This window comes from Streptomyces sp. DH10 (assembly GCF_029813805.1).
Taxonomy (GTDB): Bacteria; Actinomycetota; Actinomycetes; order Streptomycetales; family Streptomycetaceae; genus Streptomyces; species Streptomyces coeruleofuscus.
Genome location: NZ_JARVKU010000015.1, coordinates 86,267 through 111,459, shown reverse-complemented (window position 1 = coordinate 111,459; position 25,193 = coordinate 86,267). Strand labels below are relative to the sequence as shown.

Below are 25,193 nucleotides of genomic sequence, written 5' to 3'. Positions count from 1 at the left end.
GCCGGGCGCCTCGCTCGGCGAACTGTCACGGGTGCGTCATCCGCAGGACATCCAGCGCCTCGTCGAGCTGCTCCAGGGTCAGGTCTCCGCGCTCCACGTACCCGCTGTCCAGGACGACCTGACGGATCGTCTTCCGCTCGGCCAGCGCCTTCTTGGCGACCTTGGCGGCCTCCTCGTAGCCGATGTACTTGTTGAGCGGCGTGACGACGGACGGGGAGGACTCGGCGTACTCCCGCGCCCGCTCGCGGTCGGCGGTGATGCCGTCGACGGTCCGGTCGGCGAGCAGCCGCGTGGCGCCCGCGAGCAGCCGCACGGACTCCAGCACGTTCTTCGCGATGACGGGCAGCATGACGTTGAGCTCGAAGTTCCCGGCGGCGCCGGCGGTGGCGACGGTGGCGTCATTGCCGACGACCTGCGCGCACACCATGAGCACGGCCTCCGGAATGACCGGATTCACCTTGCCCGGCATGATCGAGGAGCCGGGCTGGAGGTCGGGCAGGGCGATCTCGGCGAGGCCGGTGCGCGGCCCGGAGGACATCCACCGCAGGTCGTTGGCGATCTTCGTCAGCCCGACCGCGATGGTCCGCAGCTGCCCGCTGGTCTCGACGATGCCGTCCCGGGCGCCCTGCGCCTCGAAATGGTTCCGGGCCTCGGTGAGGGGCAGCCCGGTCGTACGGGCGACCTCCTCGATCACGGCGGCGGAGAAACCGGGCGGGGTGTTGATCCCCGTGCCGACGGCCGTACCCCCCAGCGGCAGTTCGGCGAGCCGGGGAAGGGACGCCTCCAGCCGCTCGATCCCGTATCGCACCTGTGCGGCGTACCCGCCGAACTCCTGCCCCAGCGTCACGGGCGTGGCGTCCATGAGATGGGTCCGCCCCGACTTCACGACATCGGAGAACTCCTCGGCCTTGCGCTCCAGGGAGCCGGCGAGGTGGTCCAGGGCGGGGATCAGGTCACGGGTGACGGCGGCGGTGGCGGCGATGTGAATGGAGGACGGAAACACGTCGTTGGACGACTGGGAGGCGTTGACGTGGTCGTTCGGGTGAACACCCTTGCCCAGCCGCTCGGTGGCGAGGGTGGCGATGACCTCGTTGGTGTTCATGTTGGACGACGTCCCGGACCCGGTCTGGAACACGTCGACGGGGAAGTGCGCGTCCCACTTCCCCTCGGCGACCTCGCCGGCGGCCTCCTGGATCGCCCCGGCGACGTCCTCGTCGAGCACCCCGAGCCGCGCGTTCACCTTCGCCGCGGCGCCCTTGATACGGGCCAGCGCCTCGATGTGCGCCCGCTCGATCCGCTGCCCGGAAATCGGAAAGTTCTCGACAGCACGCTGCGTCTGAGCCCGCCACTTGGCGTCGGCCGGGACACGTACTTCGCCCATGGAGTCGTGCTCGATGCGGTATTCGTCGCTCATACCGGCTATAGCGATCGAGGGGGCGGTGATGTTCCTGGGTGGGGCGAATGGGGGGCTGAAGACAGGTGAAGGGCTGCGACTGAGGTTCATGAGGGGGCGGGGATTCGAGGCCCATGAGGGGCGGGAGCGGCCTGAAGAAGGGCGGGCGGGGAGCTGACGGCCCATAAGGGGCGGGAGCGGAAGGATCGTGGGGGCCGGGGGCTATGGCGTGAAGAGGCGCCAGGGGGGTGGCGGCCCCGAGGCCATGAGAGGGCGAGGGCCGCGGCGGAAGTAGCCGACGCCCAAAAGGGCCCGGGGCCCGAGACCTCTGAGGGGTGCAGGGGGCGCAGCCGCCGCCGGTGGCCGGGCCTCTTGCCCGACCGTGTCGGGCGGTGGGCGGGCGAATGCCGGGTGCCCGAAGTCATAAGGGGGCAAGTAGCCGAGACCCGAGAGGGGCCATGGACGAGACCCTTGGGGCGCAGGGGACGCAGTCCCCGCTGGTGCCCGGGTCTCAAGTCCGGCCCGGTCGGTGATGGCCGGGGGTCCAGGGGGCGGAGCCCCTGGCGGGGCGAAGGGGCGGAGCCCCTGGGGATGGGACGGGTAGGGGCGGCGGGGGCGAGAAACACCCCCGCCGCACCCCGGGGCGCTACGCCAGCCCCGGCCCCCGCACCGGAATGCTCGTGAACGTGGGCGCCGGCGCCGGGTCCTGGAAGAAGTCGTTGCCCTTGTCGTCGACGACGATGAACGCCGGGAAGTCCTCGACCTCGATCTTCCAGACCGCCTCCATGCCGAGCTCCTCGTACTCGACGACCTCGACCTTCTTGATGCAGTCCTGGGCGAGACGGGCCGCCGGGCCGCCGATGGAGCCGAGGTAGAAGCCGCCGTGCGAGGCGCACGCGTCCGTGACCTGCTTGCTGCGGTTGCCCTTCGCCAGCATCACCCTGGACCCTCCCGCCGCCTGGAACTGCTCGACGTAGGAGTCCATACGGCCGGCCGTCGTCGGACCGAAGGACCCGGAGGCGTACCCCTCGGGCGTCTTGGCCGGACCGGCGTAGTACACCGGGTGGTCCTTCAGGTACTGCGGCATCTCCTCGCCCGCGTCCAGCCGCTCCTTGATCTTGGCGTGCGCGATGTCACGGGCGACGACGAGCGGGCCGGTCAGGGAGAGCCGGGTCTTCACCGGGTACTTGGTGAGCTCCGCCAGGATCGTCTCCATGGGCTGGTTCAGGTCGATCTTGACGACGTCACCGGCCTCGTCCAGGTGCTCGTCCGTCGTCTCCGGCAGGAACCGCGCCGGGTCCGTCTCGAGCTGCTCCAGGAAGACACCCTCGGCCGTGATCTTCGCGACGGCCTGACGGTCGGCGGAGCAGGACACCGCGATGGCGACCGGGCAGGACGCCCCGTGCCGCGGCAGCCGCACCACCCGCACGTCGTGGCAGAAGTACTTCCCGCCGAACTGCGCCCCGATCCCGATCTTCTGCGTCAGCTCGAAGACCTTCTGCTCCAGCTCCTGGTCCCGGAAGCCGTGCCCGAGCTCCGACCCCTCCGCCGGGATCTCGTCCAGGTAGTGCGCGGACGCGTACTTCGCGGTCTTCAGCGCGTACTCGGCGCTCGTACCGCCGACCACGATCGCCAGGTGGTACGGCGGGCAGGCCGCCGTACCCAGCGAACGGATCTTCTCCTCCAGGAACTTCATCATGGAGGACTCGTTCAGGACGGCCTTGGTCTCCTGGTACAGGAACGACTTGTTGGCCGAACCCCCGCCCTTCGCCATGAACAGGAACTTGTAGGCGCCGCCGTCGGCCGCGTACAGCTCGATCTGCGCGGGAAGGTTCGAGCCGGTGTTCTTCTCCTCCCACATGGTGAGCGGAGCCATCTGCGAGTAGCGCAGGTTGAGGTTCTGGTAGGCGTCGTAGATGCCGCGGGACAGGGCTTCCTCGTCGCGCCCTTCCGTCAGCACGTTCTGACCGCGCTTGCCCATCACGATCGCCGTGCCCGTGTCCTGGCACATCGGCAGCACACCCGCCGCCGCGATGTTCGCGTTCTTCAGCAGGTCCAGCGCCACGAACTTGTCGTTGCCGGACGCCTCGGGGTCGTCGATGATGCGGCGCAGCTGTGCGAGGTGGGCCGGGCGCAGGTAGTGCTGGATGTCGTGGATGGCCTCCTCGGCGAGCTTGCGCAGCGCCTCCGGCTCCACCTTGAGGAAGGTCCGCCCGTCCGGCCCCTCGACCGTGGAGACACCCTCGGAGGTCACCAGCCGGTACGGCGTGGTGTCCTCTCCCTGGGGGAGCAGATCGGTGTACGCGAACTCAGGCATCTCAGCCCATTCCTCACTCGACGGACGGCGGCCCGCCTCCGTTGGCGAGCGCCCACCAGCGTAGAACCTGCCTCCGACGGCGAGCCTGTGAGGTAAGGCTCAGTTCGTCACACTCGGCCCCTACGCAACCCCTCACGGGGACTGTCGCGATCTATCGTGTTTCGGTACGCTGCTGCCGTGGACCTTCAGAAGCAGACCGCGCCCGCCGTCTCCGAACTCCGCGCCTCCGACGCCGAGCGCGACCGCATCGCCGACATCCTGCACGACGCCCTCGCCGAGGGCCGTCTCACCGCGGACGAGCACGCGGAGCGCGTCGAGGGGGTGCTGCGCGCCAAGACGGTCGGCGAACTGGACGTCTTCATACGGGATTTGCCCGCAGCCCACCGTCAGGGCCCCGGCCCCTCGCCGGCCCCGGCCCCGTACCGCCCCACCGTCGGCGCCATCCCGATCGACCCGGACGACACCGTGGTCGCGATCTTCAGCGGCGCCGTCCGCAAGGGCCGCTGGCGCGCGGGCCGCCGTATCCACGCGTACGCGATCTTCGGCAGTGTCGAGATAGACCTCAGCGAGGCGCTCTTCGACCACCAGCAGGTCATGATCAAGTCGTTCTCGGTCTTCGGCAGCGTCGAGATCCGGGTCCCGGAGAACGTGTCGCTGCGCGGCATGGGCGGCGGCGTGCTCGGCAGCTTCGAGGTGGACACGCTCGACTCGGGCGAACCGGAGGCGCCGATCGTCTACGTCGACGGCTGGGCCGTCCTGGGCAGCGTCGAAGCACGGCCCCGGCGCGGCAAGGTCGTCGCCGACATCCTCGACCGGGTGCAGCGCAAGGTCGACAAGGGTTTGCGCAAACACCTGAACCATTGACGGTCGCGAATGCACCGGGATCCGGAGCAAATCGGTCCACCGGTGACGCCGCTCCACGGAACCCGAAAACGGGGGCGAAACCAGCGCTTCGGAACTCAGTGCATAGGCGCGCGCACAGCGGGTAGGCCTTGCTGCATCGTCTCTCGCTCGCGAAGCCGTCGTCAGGAGTAGACCGTGCTGCAACCGCCGCATTCGTCCCTGGTAGCTGCCGTTCCGGCCCCGCGGGTGCCAGCGCGAGACAGGGATCAAGACGCCCCGTGGCACACCGAGGCGGTGTGCCGGCGCGACGAGGCCGGCCTGTTCTTCGCCCCCTCCAAGGAGCCCACGGCCGCGCGGCTCTCCCGGGAGGAGGCGGCGAAGCGGGTCTGCGCCCGCTGCCCGGTGATGGTCGAGTGCCGCGAGCACGCCCTCCTCCAGCCCGAGCCCTACGGCGTCTGGGGCGGCCTCACCGCCGCCGAACGCCGCGTGGTGCTGGCCCGGCGCCGCCGCCGCGACCTGGAACTGAAGAAGGCGGCCCGCTCGGCGAGCACGATAGCCGCGGCAGGCTGACCGGCACGCACGACGACAAAGGGCGCCCCCACCGCACCGGGGGCGCCCTTTCGTCACGGGGTGAGCTGTCCGAGCCCCACCCCTCTACGCGCTACTTGCCCTTGTCGAAGTCGATCGCGCTGTAGGCCCGCAGCTTGCTCAGCCGGTGCTCCGAACTGATCCTGCGCACCGTGCCCGACCGCGACCGCATCACGATGGAGTCGGTCGTGGCGGTCTCGGCCCGGTACCGCACCCCCCGCAGCAGCTCCCCATCGGTGATCCCGGTCGCCACGAAGAACACGTTCTCCCCGGTGACCAGGTCCTCGGTCGTCAGCACCCGGTCCAGATCATGGCCCGCGTCGATCGCCCGCTGCTGCTCCTCGTCGTCCTTGGGCCACAGCTTGCCCTGGATCGTGCCGCCCAGGCACTTCACCGCACACGCCGAGATGATGCCCTCCGGCGTGCCGCCGATGCCGAGCAGCAGATCGACCCCGGTGCCCTCCCGCAGCGCCAGGATCGAGCCGGCCACATCGCCGTCGGAGATCAGCTTGATCCGCGCACCGCTGTCCCGGATCTCGTTGATGATGCCCTCGTGCCGGGGCCGGTCGAGGATCACCACCGTCACGTCCTCGGGCGCGGACCGCTTGGCCTTGGCGACCCGGCGGATGTTCACCGACACCGGCGCGTTGATGTCGACGAAGTCGGCGGCCTCCGGCCCGGTGACGAGCTTGTCCATGTAGAAGACGGCGGACGGGTCGAACATGGACCCGCGCTCGGCGGCGGCCAGCACCGCGATCGCGTTGGTCATGCCCTTCGCGGTCAGCGTGGTGCCGTCGATCGGGTCGACGGCGATGTCGCACTCGGGTCCCGTCCCGTCGCCCACGCGCTCCCCGTTGAACAGCATGGGGGCTTCGTCCTTCTCGCCCTCGCCGATGACGACGACGCCGTTCATCGAGACGGTGGAGACGAGGGTCCGCATGGCGCGCACCGCGGCACCGTCGGCGCCGTTCTTGTCACCCCGCCCGACCCAGCGGCCCGCGGCCATCGCCGCTGCCTCGGTCACCCGGACGAGCTCCAGGGCGAGGTTGCGGTCGGGGGCCTCGGAGGGCACATCGAGTTCGGACGGCAAGTGATGATGCTCGGTCATCGGAGCGCACCTTTCTGTACGACGACGGCCGGATGAGGGTGTTGTCGACCGACTCTATCTCCGAGACCGCAAAATGAGCAGGGGCCCCCACGGATGAGCGCACCGGAGACCTGCGACGATAGGGGGCGTGGCAGGCACGAACGGCAAGCAGAAGACTGCGCGGGACATGATCCTCTCCATGGGAGTCATCGTCCTCGTGGCGGGCGTCATATACCTCTTCATCCCGCACGACGACAGCGCGCCCGACCTCAAGCGCGTCGACTACCGGGTCGAACTGCTCACGGCACGCCGCGCCGCCTCGTACCCCGTGGCCGCGCCCCAGGGCCTGCCCGACACATGGAAGGCCACCTCCGTCCGTTTCCAGGGCGACGAGTTCGACGCCTGGCACCTCGGTTTCCACGACCCCGAAGGGGAGTACGTGGCCGTCGAGCAGTCCACTCAGCGGCGCCCCGTCTTCATCGACGAGGCGACCCAGGGCGCGCGGGAGACCGGGAAGACCGAGAAGATCGACGGCCGGACCTGGACACGCTACGAGGGCGGCCGGTACGACGCGCTGGTCCTCGAAGGCGCCAAGGGCTCGACGACGGTCGTGACGGGCACCGCGTCGTTCGCGCAGCTGACGAAGATGGCGGACGCGCTGAAGACGGAGTGAGACCACGTACGCGACGGAATGAGACTCCGTACGCGCGCGGTGCGCATGGAGAAGGCCCCCGGCGAGCACCGGGGGCCTTTCTCGTGTCCTTCGGTCAGACGGTCGTGACGACCTGGTCGAACTCCAGGCGCGGGGAGCGCGGGTACCAGGCGTCCGGGCCCGGCCGGCCGATGTTGACGACCATCAGCGGGGTGTGGTCGTCGTCGAGGAACTCCTTGCGCACGCCCTCGAAGTCGAAGCCGGTCATCGGGCCGGCGGCGAGACCGGCGGCACGGACACCGACGATGAAGTACGCGGCCTGGAGGGCGGCGTTCAGCGTGGCGGCGTTCTCGCGGACCGGGCGCTCGGCGAAGAAGAGGTCCTTCACCTGCGGCATGGCCGGGAAGAGGTGCGGCAGCTCCTCGTGGAACTCGTTGTCCGCGGAGAGGATCGCGACCAGCGGGGCGGCGGCGGTCTTGGGCTGGTTGCCCTCGGCCATGTGCCGCACCAGACGCTCGCGGGCCTCGGGGGAGCGGACCAGGGTGATGCGCAGCGGGGTCTGGTTGAAGGCGGTCGGGCCGTACTTGACCAGGTCGTAGATCGCCTGCACCTGCTCGTCGGTCACCGGCTCGTCGGTGAAGGTGTTGGCGGTGCGGGCCTCGCGGAACAGCAGGTCCTGCGCGGCGGGGTCAAGGGCGAGAGACATGGATGAACCTTCTGAACCTTCTCGAGCGGGTACGTCGGACGTCCCCGACCGTACGACAGTGAAGTTCAACGTTCAACCAAATCTGGGGTGTCGTGAGTCACCTCACAGTGAACCGCCCGTATCGCTCCGCGTCCGCTTCGCTACTCCGCGCCCGCTTCGTCCGAGGTCTCCTCCGCCAGCGCCGCGTCCAGCCGCGCCCGCGCCCCGTCCAGCCAGCGCCGGCACACCTTGGCCAGCTCCTCGCCGCGCTCCCAGAGCGCGAGGGACTCCTCCAGCGTCGTACCGCCCGCCTCCAGGCGGCGCACGACCTCGATCAGCTCGTCCCGCGCCTGCTCGTATCCGAGCGCCTCGGTCATGCCCGGTGTCTCATCAACCTCGCTGGTCATCCACCCACCCTATGTGTCCACTCGTACGGAGAACTCACCCTCGGAGACCCGCGCGCGCAGGGCCTCACCGGCCTCCACCTCGCCGGGATCGCGGACGGCGTGCCCGTCCGCCTTCTGGAGCACGGCGTACCCGCGCTTCAGGGTCGCGGCGGGGGAGAGGGCCACCACGCGCGCGTGCGTGTGCGCCAGCTCCGAGTCCGCCCGGTCGAGCTGGTGCCGCAGACAGCGCCGGCCCCGGTCGAGCAGGTCCGCCACATGGTCGGCGCGCTCGTCGATCATCCGGTGCGGATCCTCTATCGACGGGCGCGCCAGGGCGTGGGCCAGCCCGCGCTCCTCCCGATCCACCAGCGCCGCCACGCACCGCCGCGCCCGGTCCCGCAGCAGCCGCACGCGCTCGTACTCCTCGCCGACGTCCGGCACGACCTTCTTCGCGGCGTCGGTCGGGGTCGAGGCGCGCAGGTCGGCGACGTGGTCGAGGAGCGGGTTGTCGGGCTCGTGCCCGATCGCGGACACCACGGGCGTACGGCACTCGGCCACCGTCCGGATCAGCTGCTCGTCGGAGAACGGCAGCAGGTCCTCCACGCTGCCGCCGCCGCGCGCGACGATGATCACGTCCACGTCCTCGATCGCGTCCAGCTCCTTCACGGCCTGCACGACCTGCGGCACGGCGTGCACGCCCTGCACGGCGACGTTGCGCACCTCGAAGCGCACGGCCGGCCAGCGGTGCCTGGCGTTCTCCAGCACGTCCCGCTCGGCGGCCGAGGCCCGTCCGCACACCAGCCCGACGAGCTGCGGCAGGAAGGGCAGCGGCTTCTTCCGCTCCGGCGCGAACAGGCCCTCGCGCGTGAGGGCCTTCTTCAGCTGCTCCAGGCGGGCGAGCAGCTCACCGACACCGACGGGCCGTATCTCGGCGGCCCGCAGCGACAGCTGCCCCCGCGGGGCGTACCACTCGGGCTTCGCCAGCACGACGACCCGGGCGCCCTCGCTCACCACATCCGCGACGGCGTCGAACACCTGCCGGTAGCAGGTGACGCTGACGGAGATGTCGTAGGAGGGATCCCGCAGCGTCAGGAACACCACGCCGGCACCCGGCCGCCGCGACAACTGCGTGATCTGCCCCTCGACCCACACCGCCCCGAGCCGGTCGATCCACCCCCCGATGAGCCGCGACACCTCACCGACGGGGAGCGGGGATTCCGGAGACGTGTTCACAGCCATGCCCGCGAGAGTAGTGGCCACCGCTGACAACCCGGCCCACCCGCCCGGCGACGCGGGTCCCGGCGCCTTCCCATCCGTCACTCACACCGCGCCCCGTCAGCCTTCCCGGGGACTCCGCACGGATGCGATCTTCGACGCGCCCGACGCGGCCTTACGATGGGACGCATGTCTGCTTCGCCTGGCCGCCGTGTCCTGCTCGCCGCCCCCCGTGGCTACTGCGCGGGTGTGGACCGCGCCGTGATCGCCGTCGAGAAAGCGCTGGAGCAGTACGGCGCTCCGGTCTACGTCCGGCACGAGATCGTCCACAACAAGTACGTCGTGCAGACCCTGGAGAAGAAGGGCGCGATCTTCGTCGAGCAGACGGAGGAGGTGCCCCCCGGGAACATCGTCATGTTCTCGGCGCACGGCGTGGCCCCCGTCGTCCACGAGGAGGCCGAGCGCGGCCGCCTCGCGACCATCGACGCCACCTGCCCGCTGGTCACCAAGGTCCACAAGGAAGCCGTCCGCTTCGCCGGCGAGGACTACGACATCCTCCTGATCGGCCACGAGGGCCACGAGGAGGTCATCGGCACCTCGGGCGAGGCCCCCGACCACATCCAGCTCGTCGACGGCCCGGGCGACGTGGCGAAGGTCGAGGTCCGCGACCCGTCGAAGGTCGTCTGGCTCTCCCAGACCACGCTGTCCGTCGACGAGACCATGGAGACCGTCGACGCCCTGAAGGACAAGTTCCCGCAGCTCATCTCCCCGCCCAGCGACGACATCTGCTACGCCACGCAGAACCGCCAGCTGGCCGTGAAGCAGATGGGCGCCGAGTCGGACCTGGTGATCGTGGTCGGCTCGCGCAACTCCTCCAACTCCAAGCGGCTGGTGGAGGTCGCCAAGATCGCGGGAGCGCGCGAGGCGTACCTCGTGGACTTCGCCGACGAGATCGACGAGGCCTGGCTGGAGGGTGTCTCCACCGTCGGCGTCACCTCGGGCGCCTCCGTCCCGGAGGTCCTGGTCGAGCAGGTCCTGGAGTGGCTGTCCCAGCGCGGCTTCGAGGACGTCGAGATCGTCAAGGCGGCCGAGGAGTCCATCACCTTCTCGCTGCCCAAGGAGCTGCGCCGCGACCTGCGCGAGGAGGCGACGGCGCTCGTCGCCGAGCGCCGCGGCGCCGGAACCGGTGAGGATTCCGGGGAGTGATCGGGGAGCCGCTGGGCGGGGATCGCTGTACGGCCGGTGACTGTCTGTCCCTCGACGTAACGTAGGGCCATGCAGATCTTCGGTGTGGACATCGGCGGTTCCGGGATCAAGGGTGCCCCGGTGGACCTGGACAGGGGCGACCTGGCGCAGGAGCGCCACAAGGTTCTCACGCCGCAGCCGGCCACGCCCGACGGGGTGGCCGACGGCGTCAAGCAGGTCGTCGACCACTTCGGCTGGACGGGCCCGGTCGGGGTGACGTTCCCGGGCGTGGTCACCGGCGGAGCCACGATCCGGACGGCGGCCAACGTCGACGACAGCTGGATCGACACCGACGCGCGCCTGCTGCTCGGCGAGCGGCTGGGCGGACTGCCGGTGACGGTGGTGAACGACGCGGACGCGGCGGGCGTCGCCGAGATGAACTTCGGCGCCGGCCGCGGCCGCCGCGGCACGGTGATCGTGCTCACGTTCGGCACGGGCATCGGCAGCGCGGTCTTCGTCGACGGCGTCCTGGTCCCCAACACCGAGCTGGGTCACCTGGAGCTCGACGGGCACGACGCGGAGAAGCGGGCCTCCAGTAAGGCCCGCGAGGACCACGACATGACCTGGGAGCACTGGGCGGTGCACCGCGTGCGCAGGTACCTCGCCCACGTCGAGATGCTGTTCTCGCCGGAGCTGTTCATCATCGGCGGCGGCGTCAGCCGCAAGTCACACAAGTTCCTGCCCCACATCGAGGGCATCAAGGCGGAGATCGTTCCGGCGCAGTTGCAGAACAACGCGGGGATCGTGGGCGCGGCGATGCGGGCGGCCGGGCATTAGAGCCGGGCGTCACACCGGCGGACGGGCCCGGCGTCGCACTGGCGGACGGGCCCGGGCGTCACACCGGCGGACGGGCCCGGCGGCCGTGACACCGACAGGAAAGCCCCGCTGTCACACCGGCGGACGGGCCCCGGCCGCCGCACGTCGCCGGTGTACCAGCCGGATCCGCCGGACGATCACGATCAGACCGGCGACGAGCGTGCCGCCGTACAGCCACCCGGCCTGCGTGGCGAGCGCCGTCACCAGCCCCATCAGCGTGCCGCCGGTCCCGCCGTCGCCGTCCGCCACGGGCAGCAGCCCCACGGCGAACGCGATGGGCACGACGACGGGCGCGGTCATCAGATCCCCGCGGCGCACCCAGACGGCGGTCAGGACGCACACCGGCAGGAACAGCACCCCGTACGCCGTCAGCGACGCCCCGAACAGCACCGCGCAGAGCCCGCCGATCAGGAACATCACCAGCGCACAGAACAACCCGCTGCCCAGTCCGGTCAGCCGGGGGTTCGGCATCCTCGCCGCGGCGGGTGCCGGCGCGGGGACCGGCCGCCGTACGGCCGCCGGACGGCGCTGGGGCCCCGGCTGCCGGGGCGCTCGTACCGCTGCGCCGCCCGCTCCTCGTCCCGCCTGCGGCGGCAGGGACGATTTCGGCCGGTCACGTCGCGGTCCGTACTGGGCAGGTCGCGTCCTGTATTGCTCCACTGCACCAACTTAGGTCGTTCAATATGCCGAATAGCCCTTCAGACACGCCGGTGACCGAGGCTTGGCCAAGCGTTCGATACGCCGCCGGCAGGGTTCCGGGTACGCCGTAGACTGGTGGATCGGCCGGTCCCCTGGCCCCCTGGCCCTCTCCACTCACGGGAAGTCGCAACGTGTCGCTCACGATCGGAATCGTCGGTCTGCCGAATGTCGGCAAGTCGACCCTGTTCAACGCCCTGACCAAGAACGACGTGCTGGCGGCCAACTACCCGTTCGCCACCATCGAGCCGAACGTGGGCGTCGTCGGCGTCCCCGACCCGCGGCTCGGCAAGCTGGCCGAGATCTTCAAGTCGGAGCGGATCCTCCCGGCCACGGTCGACTTCGTCGACATCGCGGGCATCGTGCGCGGCGCGTCCGAGGGCGAGGGCCTGGGCAACAAGTTCCTCGCGAACATCCGCGAGTCCGACGCGATCTGCCAGGTCATCCGCGCCTTCAAGGACGAGAACGTCGTGCACGTCGACGGCAAGGTCTCGCCCAAGGACGACATCGAGACGATCAACACCGAGCTGATCCTCGCGGACCTCCAGACCATCGAGAAGGTCCTGCCGCGTCTCCAGAAGGAGTCGCGGATCAAGAAGGACATCCAAGCCAAGGTCAAGGCCGTCGAAGAGGCCAAGGAGATCCTGGAGAAGGGCGACACGCTCTTCGCGCACGGCATCGTCCAGGGCGGCGAGCGAAACGAGCTCCTCCACGACCTGCACCTGCTCACGACCAAGCCCTTCCTCTACGTCTTCAACGTCGACGAGGACGAGCTGGTCGACGAGGACTTCAAGAACGAGCAGCGCGCCCTGGTCGCCCCCGCCGAGGCGATCTTCCTCAACGCCAAGCTGGAGGCGGACCTCGCCGAGCTCGACGAGGACGAGGCCCTCGAACTCCTCCAGTCCGTCGGCCAGGAGGAGCCCGGCCTCGCCACCCTCGCGCACGTCGGTTTCCGCACCCTCGGCCTCCAGACCTACCTCACGGCCGGCCCCAAGGAATCCCGCGCCTGGACCATCAAGAAGGGCGCCACGGCCCCCGAGGCCGCCGGCGTCATCCACACCGATTTCCAGAAGGGCTTCATCAAGGCGGAGGTCATCTCCTTCGACGACCTGGTGGAGACGGGCTCGGTGGCGGAGGCCCGCGCGAAGGGCAAGGCGCGCATGGAGGGCAAGGACTATGTGATGCAGGACGGGGACGTGGTGGAGTTCCGCTTCAACGTGTGATCGGCGCATAGGCCCCGGGCTGGTTCAGCCTCATGCCGCCGGCCCCGAAGTGCCGCAGGGCACCTCGGGGCCGGCGGCCACCGTCTGGTCGGCGGTCTGCGCCCCGAATCAGTGCAGCCGACGGGTCACGTTCATCCCCAGTCCTCGTTGTCCGGCGCGGGCGAGCCCCAGTCCTCGTTGCTCGGGGAGGCGGAGAAGGCGGAGGAGGCGGAAGCGGACGGTGCGTCAAATGCGTGTGCGGCGGCGTGCGGTGCGGCGAGAAGAGGGATGGCGACGATCAATGCGACAACGATTCGCTTGATGCCGGCGCCACCGGTGAACTGCGTCGTCATAGCGTCTCCCGTGTACATCACGTCTGAAACAGATGATGTGAACCGCTGTTTCCTGCCGGGCTTGCCCGGTGCGCCAATGACGTTAGGGAGGCGCCGCTTCAAGCCCTTATCGTCCGGACTTCGGCCACCCAGGGAAAGCGATAAGCCCCAGTCCAGAGGCTTTCTGACAAAGGGGATTCCGATTTTCGGCACACCGGCTCCCGGCAGCGCGTGCCCGCTGCCGGGAGCCTTGCCGTTCACCCGCCGGCGAGCCGGCTACGCCACACTCGCCAGCACCGGCGGGGCCTCTCCGCCGGGCGTCGGCCAGGAGCCGTGCCGTCCGCCGACGCCGTGCATCAGAAAGCGCAGGACCGCCAGGACGCGGCGATTGTCCCGGGTGCCGTCGGGAAGGCCGAGCTTGCCGAAGACCGCGGCCACGTGTTTCTCCACCGTCCCCATCGAGACATGCAGCTCCTGCGCGATGGCACTGTTCGTGCGCCCCCGGGCCATGAGCGCCAGTACCTGACGCTCCCGGTTGCTCAGCGCTCGCAGGCCGGTGTCGTCACCCGGCTCGTCCACCCGTGCCAGCGCCCCGACGACGCGCGGGTCGACGACCGTGTCACCGCTCGTCAGCCGGCCGAGCGTGGTCAGCAGCTCGGAGTCGTGCATCACCTGCTCCTGGTGCACGTACCCCACGCCGACGCCCCCCTCCGCGAAGAGCAGGGCCGCGTGCCGGGCATCGGGAACCGCCGTGTAGCACAGGACGGCGGTGGCCGGGCGGACGCGGCGCGCGGTGAGGACCGCCCGGACGCCATCCTCGGTGGCGGCGAGCAGCACCGCGTCGGGGCGGTGCTCGCGGACGACGTCGGCCACGTCGTGCCCGGTGGAAAGGGTGGCCAGGACCCTGTGGCCCTGGTCCCGTAGAACATGCGCGAGCCCGGTCCGCAGCACGGCGGAGCACTCGGCGATCACGATACGCATCGGTTCACATCCTCAGCGGGACCGGTACAGCTCGGCGATGTGGAAGGCGAGATCAAGGGACTGGGTACGGTTCAGACGGGGGTCGCAGGTCGATTCATAGCGCCGGCCGAGGTCATCGAAGTCCAGCCCGCCGCCGCCACCGAGGCATTCGGTGACGTTGTCGCCGGTGAACTCCACGTGCACGCCGCCGGGATGGGTGCCGAGGGCACGGTGTACCTCGAAGAATCCCGTCACTTCCTCGACTATGTCGTCGAAGCGGCGAGTCTTCTGCCCGGAGGGCGCCTTGAACGTGTTGCCGTGCATGGGGTCGCAGACCCAGGCGGCGGTGGAGCCCTCCGCGGCGGCCTTCTCCACCAGCACGGGCAGACGCTCACGTACCCGGCCGGCGCCCATCCGGGCGATGAACGTCAGCCGGCCGGGCTCGCGGTGCGGATCGAGCCGGTCGAGCAGCCCGAGGAGGTCGTCGGCCTCGGTGGCCGGCCCCAGCTTGACGGCGACGGGGTTGGCGACACGGGAGAAGAACTCGATGTGTGCGCCGTCGAGTTGCCGGGTGCGCTCGCCGATCCACAGCAGATGGCCACTCGTCACGTACGAGCGTCCGCTGCCGGGGGCGGTGCGGGTCATGGCGTCCTCGTAGTCGAGCAGCAGCCCCTCGTGGCTGACGAAGAACTCGGTGGTGTGCGCCGCCGGTGTGTCCGCGCCGCAGGCGCGCATGAACGCCAGGGCCCGCTCGATCTGGTCGGCGATCTCGACGTAGCGAGCGCCGGCCGGGGAGGACGCGACGAAGTCGCGGTTCCAGCTGTGGGCCCGGCTCAGGTCGGCGTAGCCGCCGGTGGAGAAGGCGCGGAGCAGGTTGAGGGTGGCGGCCGCCGCCTCGTACATGCGCAGCAACCGGGACGGCTGCGGGGTGCGGTCGGCGGTGGTGAAGGGGAAGCCGTTGACGGCGTCGCCGCGGTAGGCCGGGAGCGTGCGACCGTCGCGGGTCTCGATGGGGCTGGAGCGCGGCTTGGCGTACTGGCCGGCCATCCTGCCCACCTTGACCACGGGTACTGAGGCCGCGTAGGTGAGGACGAGTGCCATTTGCAGCAGCGTGCGGACCTTGCCCTGTACGGCCTCGGCCGTCGTGTCCGCGAACGTCTCGGCGCAGTCGCCGCCCTGGAGAAGGAACGCCTCGCCCCGGGAGACGGCCGCCAGGCGCTGCTTGAGCCGCTCGCACTCGTCGGGGACCACCAGTGGGACGGCGCGGCGCAGCCGGTCGCGCACGGTGTCGAGTTCGTCGGGGTCGGGCCAGTCGGGCTGTTGCGCGGAGGGCAGGCTCCGCCACGGGTCGGGGTGGGGCACGAGGGGCTCCTCAGGGGCAGGCGGGAGACACGGTCCGGGCGCTGATGCGGGAGTTCGCCGGCGGGTCGGGAGCACCGGCGGTGGTGTCGCTCGCGGGGCGGAACCGCACCCCGGTGGTCGGCAGCGGCACGGGGAGCGGCTCCTCGGGGATCAGCCAGTGACAGCCGGTCACCGTCATGGTCGGGTCCGGGGTGGTCGATGAGCCCCTGCCGTCGTGCCGGACGACGCCCGACTTGTCGGGCAGCCGACGGAGGGGTGCGCCGGATCCGCGTCCCCCTCGGGGTGGGCCGGGTGCCGGGGTGCGGGCACTGTGGTCATGGGTTCTCATTCCGTGGATCCGGGAGCGGCTGCGCCCTCGCCGCGGAGAGCCTGGTGACAGCACGTTAGGAACCGGCCGTTTCGACCTGTTATCGAAGGCCTTTCACGCCGCCCGACGAGCCACGGGCCTTCGCCCGGCGAGCCACGGGCCTCCGCCCGGCGGACCTGCGAGAGGGGCGGGAACCAGCGGTTCCCGCCCCTCTCGTTTCCCCTCAGGCTCTCAGTCGATCGAATCCTCCAGCAACGCCCGGATGGCCTTCACGTCAGCGGAGATCTCGGCCAGTTCGGTACCCATCCGCTTCTGCCGGTCCGCAATTCCGCTATGGCCGGCCAGGCGTGCCGATAACCACAACAGCCCTGCGGCCACCAGCGTGCTGCAACTCAGCATCACCGAACTGACGATGATCACGCCGGCTGTGGCATCCACCGCTCGCACCTCCTCCGCGGGCTCACTGAGGAGGGTACGGACGCGGGAAGCCGGCGGGTATGTGGGCAATCCCGGAACCTCAGGTGGGGAAAGCCTCAAGTGCCCGGGCCGCACGCTCCTGTAGCGGACGCACGCCGACCTGCTCGAACCGCTCCTGGGCGGCGAGCAGATGCTTGCGCGCCTCCGTGTCCCTGCCCTGTCTGCGGCACACTTCGCCGAGTGCGAGACTGATCTGTCCCTCGACGACGGGGCTGTCGATCCGGGCGGCGATGTCCAGCGCCTCGTCCAGCGTGTGCGCCGCCTCCTGCCAGGCCCCCGCGGCCATGCGGGTCTCGCCGAGCCCGAGCAGGGCGTACGCGAGGCCCACCATGTCCGACTTCCCTTTGACGATGTGCAGCACCTTCAGGAACGCCTGCTCCGCCTGGTCGAGGCGGCCCTGGGCGAGATAGGCCCGCGCCAGCCGGTTCGTGCCCTGGGCGATGCCGCGCTCACCGCCGACCCCGATGGACTGCGAGATCTTCACGGCCTCCAGGCTGAGGCGTACCGCCTCGTCGGTGTTCCCGCGGTCGAGTTCGATCTGCGCCATGTTGTTCATCGCGTGGGCCTCGGAGGAGAGGTCCCGCACTGTGCGGAAGACGTTCCGCGCCTCGTCCAGCTGCTCCATGGCCAGGGTGAGATCGCCGCGCATCCGGGCGATGATGGCCAGGTTGCGCAGCGTCAGCGCGCGGCCGTGCTCCTCGCCGATCCGCCGGTGCAGTGCCAGCGCCTCGTCGAAGTACGCCTCGGCCGTCTCCAGACGGCGCAGCCGCAGCTCGACGGCGCCGAGGTCGTGCAGCATGGCGGCCTGGCCACGCAGGTTCCCGGCCTCGCGGCAGGCGGCGAGGGCGCGTTCGCCGCAGAACCGCCAGTCCTCCACGTAGTTGCGGGTCTCGAAGAGCGTCACCATCGACATGCACAGGTCCCAGGCGACCTCGTCCGCACCCTGCCCAGCGGCCTGGTCGATCACCGCCCGCAGCGACAGCCGCTCCGCCTCGAACCAGTCCAGCGGCGAGGTGATCAGTTCGTCCAGCAACTCCGGCTCGGGCGGACGGCGCGGCACACTGCCGTGCAGGACGGTGAAGTCCCCGCCGTACTCACGGCGGTGGGCCGCTTCCGCGAGGGTCAGACAGGTCCGGAAGAAGCGGTCGAGCGCGGCCTGGCGCTCGGTCGGCTCCTCCTCGTGGGCGGCACGCTCCCTGGCGAACAGGCGCAGCAGGTTCGGCAGCCGGTAACGCAGCCCGCCCGTGGCGTCCAGACCGGTGCCCTCCAGAAAGTGGGCGTCGACCAGGTTCTCGATGAGCAGCTCGGCGTCCAGCACGTCGGTGTCGAGCAGCGCGGCGGCGGCCCAGGCGCCGAAGTCGGGGACGGTCAGCAGGCCGAGGCGGCGGTAGAGGCGGGCCGCGTCGGCGGGAAGGCAGCGGTAACTGAGTTCGAAACCGGCGCGGACCTTCGACTCGCCCTGGCTGAGCTCGTCAAGGCGGCGCTGCTCGTTGCTGAGGCGCGTGACCATGTGCCGTACCGTCCAGTGCGGTCTGGAGGCCAGCCGGGCACCGACGATGCGCAGGGCCAGCGGCAGCCGGTCGCAGAGCCCGACGAGGGCCTCGGTGTCGGACGCGGCGGTGATGCGCGGCGCTCCGACGATGGTCGACAGTAAATCGACGGACTCCGCGCGGGACAGCGCACCGAGCCTGACCCGGGCCTGCGGCGGCCAGACGTCCACTTCCTCCTGCTGCTCGCGGCTGGTGATGACGACGCAGCACCGGCCGCCGGGCAGCAGTGGGAGGACCTGGGAGGGGCGGCGGACGTTGTCCAGGGTGATCAGTACCCGGCGTCCGGCGAGGACGCTGCGGTACAGCGCGGTGCGCGCCTCGACCTCGGCCGGTATCTGCTCGCTGGGCACGCCGAGTGAGCGCAGGAAGCGGCTGAGCACATCGCTGGGGTCCGTCGGCTCGGCGTCGCCGTAGCCCCGCAGATCGGCGAAGAGCCGCCCGTCCGGGAAGAGTCCGGAGACGCGGTGCGCCCAGTGCACCGCGAGTCCCGTCTTGCCGACCCCCGCGACGCCGGTGATCAGACCGACGGCGGCGGACGTCCCTTCGGTCACCGTGTTCACGAGGGAGTCGAGGGCGGCGAGTTCGGCCGTGCGTCCGGTGAAGCCGGGTAAGTCCGGGGGCAGTTCGGAGGGGATGACCTGCACCGCGGGCGGCGAAGCGGCGGGGGTCGGGACGGTCTGCGCGGCGGGGCCGGCCAGCGCGGGATCGTCGTTGAGGATCGCGTCGTGCAGGGACTGCAGGTCCGGGCCGGGTTCCAGGCCCAGCTCGTCGATGAAGTGCTCGCGGGCGTCGCGGAACGTCTCCATCGCCTCCGCCCGGCGCCCCGACCGGTACTGCGCCAGCATCAGGTGCCGCCGCGTCCGCTCCCGCAGTGGATGCTCCCGCACCACCGCGGCCAGCTCGGGCACGATGTCCTGGTGGGCGCCGAGCTCGAGTTGTACGGCGGTGGCGTCGTCGTACGTGTTGAGCCGGACCTCCTCCAGCCGGGTCGCCTCGTCCTCGACCCGGCGGCCCGTCACCCCGGCGAGCACGGGCCCGGTCCACAGCGCGAGGGCACGCGTGTAGGCGTGCGCGGCCTCGGATAACTTCCGCTCCCGCACCGCCTCCTCGGCCTGGGCGACCAGGTCGGTGAAGTCGGCGAGGTCCAGGTCGGTGCCCTCGGCACGGAGCAGATATCCCGGGTGGGCGGTGACGATGACCTCGTCCTCGGCGCCCTCGGCCTTGAAGGTCTTGCGCAGCGCGGCGATGCAGATCGCCACCTGGGTGCGGGCGGTGGCCGGCGGCCTGCCGTTCCACACGGCGTCCACCAGGGTGTCGACCGGAACGACCCGCCCGCGACTGAGCAGCAGCAGCGCCAGAATGGTTCGCTGCCGTGCACCCCCGACCGTGATGGCGCGATAACCGACGAACGCGCGCAGTGGTCCCAGTACGCAGAATCGGAGTCGTTCCCCCATCGGACTTCTCCCCGTACCACAGCTGACGGCGGTGCCTAGCCCGTCGCAGCCTACAGGGTCGGGGCATCCGTTCGAGAAGCGGAAACGCGAGCGGGTGCACGAAAAGCCGAACGTCTAGGACACATGCCGGGTTTCGCGCGGCGAACCGGAACCGGCGCGCCGGACCGACCGCCCGCTCGTCGCCCTCGGCACCGCGTGATCACCCCGGACACATCACCGGAACGCCGCCCCGAGTGAGGGGGGTTTTCCCCACCGAGGTCTCCGGATGACCCACATTCCGCGTGGAACTTCCCAGCCATAGCGTCGCCTTCGGTAAACCTGACGTGGAACTGGGCTCGACTTCACGGAGAAGGGAAATCCATGACGCAGAACCCCGCGACGCCATCGCCATGGCACCGGGATCCGGTACTGCGACTTCTGGCGGCCGGAAGTCTGCTGAACGGCCTGGCGTTCTTCGCGACCCTGCCGTTCCTCACGCTGTATCTCTCCGACATCTCGAGCCTGTCCGCGGCCACCATCGGATTCGTGGTGGGAAGCGTCGCCCTGATCGAGGCCCTCGGCGGCACCCTGGGTGGCGTACTCACCGACCGCATCGGCGGCGTCCGGGTCATCCAGGCGGGAATGCTGGTCAATTCCGTCGCGTATGCGGCGCTGGCGGTGGTCCGTGAACTGCCCGTCATCATCGCTCTGGTCTGCCTCCTGGGGGTCGGCCGTCTGCTGACCGAGCCCGCGATGAAGAAGCTGATGTCCCTGCGCGCCAGCGGCTCCGGGGCCGTGGTCTTCCGCATCCGCTACATCACCTTGTGCATCGGGGCGACGGTGGGCCCGCTGGCCGGCGCGGCGCTTTACCACATCGCCTACTGGATGATCTTCGTAACCCCTGCGGTGATCTTCACGGCCTGTCTCCTCCTGGTCACCGCGCGGGCGCGGCAGCTGCGGGCCGTGGACGCGTCGGGCGGTACCGGCGACCACGGTTCGGGATGGCGAGCGGCGCTCTCGGACACCCTGCTGCTGAGGGTGGTCGGGGCCGGGTTCGTCCTGTTCCTCGTCTTCTCCCAGTTCGAGTCGATCGTGCCGCTCTACATGAAGTCGGTGCAGGGCAGTTCCGCCGTCACATACTTCTCCACCCTGCTGGCCTGCAACGCCGTCCTGGGCATCGCCATGCAGTGGCCGGCCGAATGGCTCTCCCGCCGGATGTCACAACAGCGGCTGGCCCTGCTGGGCTGTGCCGCGTTCGCCGTGTCCGCGGTGCTCTTCCGCGGGCTGGAGGTGAACGTCCTGCTGCTGTACCTGGGGGTGGTGTTCTGGACGATCGGGGAAGCGGTGCTCTACCCGATGCCCGACACCATCATCCACACCATCACGCCGGACTCCCGCAAGGGCGCTTATTTCGGCATCGCCGAAACACGCTATCTGGGCTTCTTCGCCGGGCCCGCCGCCGGCGGCGCACTGCTGGGCACGTCCGCCTCGCTGTACTTCGCGCTGATGGCCGTCACCATTTTCGGCACCTGGATCCTGCTGCGTGAACCGCGCCTGCACGCCGGAGCGAGCGAGGCGCCGGATGCCTCCGGCCCGGCCGGCCCGGAGCCGTCGCAGCCACCGGACACCGCGGTGCTGTCCCAGGCTTCCCTCCCCGCTGAAAGGACATGACGTGAGCGCAATCGTGCTGCCTCTCCGCATTCCTGACACCGTCACTCCGCTCGGGGACTGGCTCCCCGAGGTCAAGGACGAACTCACCCTGGTGACCAGCGAGGACGCGGAGCCCGGCTACCGGCGTCAACTGCCGCACGTACTGGCGACGTCGAGCTACTCGACCGGACCGGAGGTCGAGGACCTGCTCGACGACCTCTGTGGCGCCGGCGGGGTCCGCACCCTGGTGCACGTCACCGAGGACGACATCCTGCGCTGCGCCCGGGTGCGGGACCGCCACGGGCTGCCGGGGCTGCGGTACGAGCAGGCCCTCCCCTGGCGCGACAAGCTGATCATGAAGGGGATCGTCAGCGGGCACGGGGTGCCGACGCCGCGCTACTTGCGGCCGGCCTCGTTCGCCGATGCCGAGCGGTTCGCCCAGCGGGTGGGCTATCCCGTCGTGGTGAAACCGCGGCTGGGGTACGCGTCGATGGGTGTGGGCCTCGTCGGCGACGCGGACGAGCTGCGCCGGGCGGCCGAGGTCTGGGATCCGGACGACGTGATGCTGGAGTCCTTCACCCAGGGCGACGTGCTGCACATCGACGGATTCATGCACGACGGCGAGGTGCTCTACGTACAGGCGTCCCGGTACCTGAACAACTGCCTGTCGTTCCACGACGCGCTGCCGCTCGGCAGCGTCCAGCTGGACCGGGACGGCGAGGAGCACGCGCGGCTCGCCCGGTTCGCCGAGCGGGTCGTCGCCGCCCTGCCGCCGGTCGACTTCAGCCCGTTCCACCTCGAGGTGTTCCGCAAGCCGGGGGCTGGGGAGCTCGAGTTCTGCGAGATCGCCTGCCGGCTCGGCGGGGCGCACATCATGGAGGCCCTCACCTATGCCACCGGTGTGAATCCGGCCCGGCTGTGGATACGCCACCAGATCGGACTGCAGAACGGCCCGGAAACACCGCTCGCCGATACCGGGCGGCGTTACGGCTGGCTGCTCGTCCCGCCGCGCCGAGGCCGGCTGGTGGGAGTCTCCGAACCTCCTCCCGTGGAATTCATCAAGGACTTCATCGTGAAGACGGCCGTGCCCCGTGACTTCGACGGCGCGCACGGATCCACCGATTCGTATCTCGCGTTCGTCGTCGACGGAGCGAGCGAACACGAGGTCGAGTCAAATCTGCGCAAGTGTATTGACGTCGCAGCCGAATGCAGCGAATGGGAAGGTGCGGATGTCTGAGTTCCAATTCTCCGGCAGACATGTGGTCGCCGACGTGTACGACATCGCCCCGGAGGCGATCAACGACACTTCACTCATCATGCGGAGCCTGGAAGCCGGGATCCAGCGGTCCGGGGCCACGGTGTGCGGGTCCCAGGTGAAGCACTTCGAGCCGAGCGGATTCACCGCGCTCTATCTGCTGTCCGAATCTCATGTCTCCGTTCACACGTATCCCGAAGAGAGGTCCCTTTTCTTCGACGCCTTCACCTGTGGGGAGAGCTGCCGACCGGAACTGATCATCGAAGAACTCGTAGCCGCACTCGGCGACTGCGAGCGGCACGTCCAGATCCTGGACCGGGGCGAGGAACCCGGCGTCATCAGGACCGACTTCGGCGTCATTCAACTGGCCGGCTGACCGGCCGAAAGGAAGAGCCATGAAGTTCAACGCGGACCAGGGGTTCATCAAGTTCGACCGCCAGCTTCCGGTGTACAACTGGCTGTACCCGCTCAAGGGCCAGGAGACCGACAAGGAAACGGTCGCGGACGCGCACGCACGGCTGGACGTCAGCTCCATACGCAGCCGGGCCCTGTACTTCCACATCCCCTTCTGCGAGACCATCTGCACCTTCTGCATGCTCAACCGCGGCATCGGCGCCGAGGGGAGCGAGGTCGTCGAGAAGTACGTCCAGGCGCTCATCAAGGAAATCCGCATGAAGGCGTCCTGGCCGTCCATCACCGACGTTCCGCCGCGCGTGATCTGGTTCGGCGGAGGCACCCCCTCCATACTCACGGCGGAGCAGATCCGCCGTATCGGGGCCGTCATCCACGAGTGCTTCGACCTCTCCCGGCTCGAGGAGTGGACCATCGAGATGGAGGTCAAGAGCGTCACCCGGGAGAAGTGCGAGGCGTTCCGCGACATCGGCGTGAACAAGGCGCGGCTCGGGCTTCAGACGTTCAACCCGAAGTACCGCCAGCTGTTCAACATCACCGCCACGCTCGAGGACACCTACCGCGTGGTCGACCTGCTCGGCGAGTACTTCGACTACCGCAGCTTCGACATCCTGTACGGGATGCACGGCCAGACGACCGCCGAGTTCGCCGAGGACATCCAGAAGGCGATCGACCTGGGCACCGAGTCCTGCGAATTCTACCCGATCAACCACCTGGTCACCCAGAACTCCCTGCACACCGGCTACCAGTCGAAGAAGCTCAAGGCGCTGAGCTACGTGGACAAGATGGGCCTCACCGTCTTCGCCAACCACTACCTGCGCAACTCGGGACTGCGTCTCTACAACGGCCACGGCTATGCGCGCCACCCCGACCCCGCGGGGGACACGGACTTCATCAGCCGCAGCTACTCGAACAAGTACCACGAGTACTGCTGGGCCCACTGGGACGACGACCTGATCGGCTTCGGCGCCAGCTCCACCACGCAGTGCCTGGACTGGACGATCATGAACGACGAGAGCCGGACCAGCTACATCAAGAACCTGCTGGACCACGACGACCTCAAGGTGAAGGTCACCCGCGCCGAGCACGTGCCCTACGAGCGCGGTCTCGTCCTGGCGCTGCCCTACCACGGGCACATCGACAAGAACCGCATCCTGTGGGACCGCATCCCCGGCGAGGTCAAGGACCGCTTCGGGGAGCTGCTCGGAGCCGGCATGTTCGAGGAGCGGCCGGACAGTTACGCCATCACCGAGCTCGGCTGGACCTGGTACGTGAACATGATGTACTACATGTCGCCGGCGGCCGACCGGAAGATCCTCGACGAGTTCGTCGAGGCCCGTTCGAAGAACGGCGGCATCACCGACGGGGACCGCGCCATGACCCCGATCAGCACGAACCCCCTGCGGGCCGAGGTCGGCACGCCACTGCCGCTCGCTGTCGCCGGCTGAGGGCGGGGGCCGTGCCATGGTTGCCAAAGCGCTGACCACACGCCCCGCCGACGCCCTGTGGGAGCAGGGCCGTCACTACCTCGCCGGAACCGGCCGGGCCGCCGCCGCGGCCCGGGCCCGGGAACTGGCCGGCTCCTCGATGGCCTGCAACATCGGCTGGCTGACCGGTGTGGCAGCGGACGCGTCCACCGCGGCCACGAACACCGCCGGCTACGAGCAACTCGCCGCACTCCTGGGCGACCTGCCCACCACCACCTGGCTGGAGGCGGACGCACCGCACCTCGGTGTGGACGTGTCGCCCGAGCTGTGCCTGCGCAACCTGCGGATCGTCGCGGAGGGCCTGCCCTCCGGGCGCTTCATCCAGATCGGCGCGGAGGACGCGACCCGCACCGACGCCGTACTCGGCACGGTGCTCGCCGCGCACCGGCAGGGCCTGCCGGTGCGGGCGACCGTGCAGGCGAACCTGCACCGCAGCGAAGAGGACGTGGAGCGGCTGATCCACGCCGGCACCCCGGTACGGCTGGTGAAAGGAGGATTCCGGGAGACCGCCGCGACCGCCCTCCAGGATCCGGCGCACATCGACACGGCGTACCTGCGGTACGCGCGGCGCATCGCCGCCGCCGGAGTGCCGCTCACCCTCGCCACCCACGACGCCCGGATGTGGCGGCAGTTGCTGCCCGCGCTGTCCGGGACACCGGTGGAGATGCTGCTCGGCGTGCTCCCCGCCGAGGCGCGCAGGCTGCGCGCGGCGGGGGTGCCGGTGCGCCTGTACGTGCCCTTCGGCACCGACTGGCAGGGCTATGTCGCCAAGCGGGTCAGCGACGCCGAGGCGGCCGGAGTCTCCGGCCACGCGGCGACTTACGAGGAGCGAGGGGAGTGAGGA

General features: G+C 69.9%; 24 protein-coding genes. 11 read left to right on the top strand and 13 right to left on the bottom strand.

The genetic code is table 11. The features are described 5' to 3' along the window. Positions 1-25: 25 nt before the first annotated feature. Together QC385_RS28085 and QC385_RS28080 are read right to left on the bottom strand one after the other, a co-directional pair. On the bottom strand, positions 26-1,414 hold the full coding sequence (locus QC385_RS28085) for a class II fumarate hydratase (protein ID WP_279544173.1): 1,389 nt from the start codon (positions 1,412-1,414) through the stop codon (positions 26-28). Positions 1,415-2,039: 625 nt separating this feature from the next. After that, a complete protein-coding gene (locus QC385_RS28080) occupies positions 2,040-3,710 on the bottom strand; it encodes a fumarate hydratase (protein ID WP_279544172.1) in 1,671 nt (556 codons plus the stop codon). A gap of 177 nt (positions 3,711-3,887) precedes the next feature. Between QC385_RS28080 and QC385_RS28075 the strand changes: the two genes are divergently transcribed. Both QC385_RS28075 and QC385_RS28070 read left to right on the top strand, forming a co-directional pair. Beyond that, positions 3,888-4,574 carry a DUF1707 SHOCT-like domain-containing protein gene (locus QC385_RS28075; protein ID WP_279544171.1) on the top strand — a complete coding sequence of 229 codons (687 nt, stop codon included), beginning with the start codon at positions 3,888-3,890 and terminating at the stop codon, positions 4,572-4,574. 174 nt (positions 4,575-4,748) lie between these two features. Beyond that, positions 4,749-5,123, top strand: coding sequence for a WhiB family transcriptional regulator (locus QC385_RS28070; RefSeq protein WP_078945338.1), 375 nt, complete (start codon positions 4,749-4,751; stop codon positions 5,121-5,123). Between the two features lie 91 nt (positions 5,124-5,214). On the opposite strand, the gene glpX is transcribed toward QC385_RS28070, so the two are convergent. Next, positions 5,215-6,249: a class II fructose-bisphosphatase gene (gene glpX, locus QC385_RS28065; RefSeq protein WP_279544170.1), complete on the bottom strand. Its 1,035-nt coding sequence runs from the start codon at positions 6,247-6,249 to the stop codon at positions 5,215-5,217. A 127-nt stretch (positions 6,250-6,376) separates the two neighbouring features. Between glpX and QC385_RS28060 the strand changes: the two genes are divergently transcribed. After that, complete coding sequence (locus tag QC385_RS28060) at positions 6,377-6,901, top strand: DUF4245 domain-containing protein (RefSeq protein ID WP_279544169.1); 525 nt, start codon at positions 6,377-6,379, stop codon at positions 6,899-6,901. 94 nt (positions 6,902-6,995) lie between these two features. Here QC385_RS28060 and QC385_RS28055 read toward each other — a convergent pair whose 3' ends face one another. The 3 genes from QC385_RS28055 to xseA form a co-directional block, all read right to left on the bottom strand. Next, the gene (locus tag QC385_RS28055; protein ID WP_020275875.1) at positions 6,996-7,586 is read right to left on the bottom strand and encodes a malonic semialdehyde reductase; all 591 of its coding nucleotides are present in this window, start codon (positions 7,584-7,586) and stop codon (positions 6,996-6,998) included. Between the two features lie 140 nt (positions 7,587-7,726). Next, positions 7,727-7,972, bottom strand: a complete 246-nt coding sequence (locus QC385_RS28050; protein ID WP_279544168.1) for an exodeoxyribonuclease VII small subunit — start codon at positions 7,970-7,972, stop codon at positions 7,727-7,729. A gap of 9 nt (positions 7,973-7,981) precedes the next feature. Next, positions 7,982-9,190 (bottom strand): exodeoxyribonuclease VII large subunit, encoded by a 1,209-nt coding sequence (xseA, locus tag QC385_RS28045; RefSeq protein ID WP_279544167.1) that lies wholly within the window; start codon positions 9,188-9,190, stop codon positions 7,982-7,984. A 156-nt stretch (positions 9,191-9,346) separates the two neighbouring features. Here xseA and QC385_RS28040 point away from each other — a divergent pair, with 156 nt between their 5' ends. Then, positions 9,347-10,372: a 4-hydroxy-3-methylbut-2-enyl diphosphate reductase gene (locus QC385_RS28040; protein ID WP_279544166.1), complete on the top strand. Its 1,026-nt coding sequence runs from the start codon at positions 9,347-9,349 to the stop codon at positions 10,370-10,372. 69 nt (positions 10,373-10,441) lie between these two features. Further along, on the top strand, positions 10,442-11,188 hold the full coding sequence (ppgK, locus tag QC385_RS28035; protein WP_279544165.1) for a polyphosphate--glucose phosphotransferase: 747 nt from the start codon (positions 10,442-10,444) through the stop codon (positions 11,186-11,188). 111 nt (positions 11,189-11,299) lie between these two features. Here the strand turns inward: ppgK and QC385_RS28030 are convergent, their stop codons facing one another. Then, positions 11,300-11,887, bottom strand: a complete 588-nt coding sequence (locus QC385_RS28030) for a DUF6542 domain-containing protein (RefSeq protein ID WP_279544164.1) — start codon at positions 11,885-11,887, stop codon at positions 11,300-11,302. A gap of 170 nt (positions 11,888-12,057) precedes the next feature. On the opposite strand from QC385_RS28030, the gene ychF reads away from it, so the two are divergent. After that, the gene (gene ychF, locus QC385_RS28025; RefSeq protein WP_279544163.1) at positions 12,058-13,146 is read left to right on the top strand and encodes a redox-regulated ATPase YchF; all 1,089 of its coding nucleotides are present in this window, start codon (positions 12,058-12,060) and stop codon (positions 13,144-13,146) included. 131 nt (positions 13,147-13,277) lie between these two features. On the opposite strand, the gene QC385_RS28020 is transcribed toward ychF, so the two are convergent. The 6 genes from QC385_RS28020 to QC385_RS27995 all read right to left on the bottom strand — a co-directional run bounded on the left by QC385_RS28020 (position 13,278) and on the right by QC385_RS27995 (position 19,567). Next, positions 13,278-13,478 (bottom strand): hypothetical protein, encoded by a 201-nt coding sequence (locus tag QC385_RS28020; protein ID WP_279544162.1) that lies wholly within the window; start codon positions 13,476-13,478, stop codon positions 13,278-13,280. A 255-nt stretch (positions 13,479-13,733) separates the two neighbouring features. Then, complete coding sequence (locus QC385_RS28015; RefSeq protein WP_279544161.1) at positions 13,734-14,438, bottom strand: response regulator transcription factor; 705 nt, start codon at positions 14,436-14,438, stop codon at positions 13,734-13,736. Positions 14,439-14,450: 12 nt separating this feature from the next. Next, positions 14,451-15,779, bottom strand: a complete 1,329-nt coding sequence (locus QC385_RS28010; RefSeq protein ID WP_279544160.1) for a class II 3-deoxy-7-phosphoheptulonate synthase — start codon at positions 15,777-15,779, stop codon at positions 14,451-14,453. A gap of 10 nt (positions 15,780-15,789) precedes the next feature. After that, positions 15,790-15,957: a hypothetical protein gene (locus QC385_RS28005; RefSeq protein WP_279544159.1), complete on the bottom strand. Its 168-nt coding sequence runs from the start codon at positions 15,955-15,957 to the stop codon at positions 15,790-15,792. 360 nt (positions 15,958-16,317) lie between these two features. After that, a complete protein-coding gene (locus tag QC385_RS28000) occupies positions 16,318-16,524 on the bottom strand; it encodes a hypothetical protein (RefSeq protein ID WP_279544157.1) in 207 nt (68 codons plus the stop codon). A gap of 79 nt (positions 16,525-16,603) precedes the next feature. Continuing rightward, entirely contained in the window at positions 16,604-19,567 is a 2,964-nt protein-coding gene (locus QC385_RS27995; RefSeq protein ID WP_279544156.1) for an AfsR/SARP family transcriptional regulator, read from the bottom strand. 360 nt (positions 19,568-19,927) lie between these two features. Here QC385_RS27995 and QC385_RS27990 point away from each other — a divergent pair, with 360 nt between their 5' ends. Genes QC385_RS27990 through QC385_RS27970 form a run of 5 tightly spaced genes read left to right on the top strand, consistent with a single transcriptional unit; the run spans position 19,928 to position 25,190 of the window. Further along, positions 19,928-21,217 carry an MFS transporter gene (locus QC385_RS27990; RefSeq protein ID WP_279544155.1) on the top strand — a complete coding sequence of 430 codons (1,290 nt, stop codon included), beginning with the start codon at positions 19,928-19,930 and terminating at the stop codon, positions 21,215-21,217. 1 nt (position 21,218) lies between these two features. Next, on the top strand, positions 21,219-22,433 hold the full coding sequence (locus tag QC385_RS27985) for an ATP-grasp domain-containing protein (RefSeq protein ID WP_279544154.1): 1,215 nt from the start codon (positions 21,219-21,221) through the stop codon (positions 22,431-22,433). After that, complete coding sequence (speD, locus tag QC385_RS27980; RefSeq protein WP_279544153.1) at positions 22,426-22,827, top strand: adenosylmethionine decarboxylase; 402 nt, start codon at positions 22,426-22,428, stop codon at positions 22,825-22,827. Before QC385_RS27985 ends, speD begins: the two co-directional genes overlap by 8 nt. 19 nt (positions 22,828-22,846) lie before the next feature. Beyond that, complete coding sequence (locus tag QC385_RS27975) at positions 22,847-24,310, top strand: radical SAM protein (RefSeq protein WP_279544152.1); 1,464 nt, start codon at positions 22,847-22,849, stop codon at positions 24,308-24,310. 16 nt (positions 24,311-24,326) lie between these two features. Continuing rightward, positions 24,327-25,190, top strand: coding sequence for a proline dehydrogenase family protein (locus QC385_RS27970; RefSeq protein ID WP_279544151.1), 864 nt, complete (start codon positions 24,327-24,329; stop codon positions 25,188-25,190). Positions 25,191-25,193: the final 3 nt, after the last annotated feature.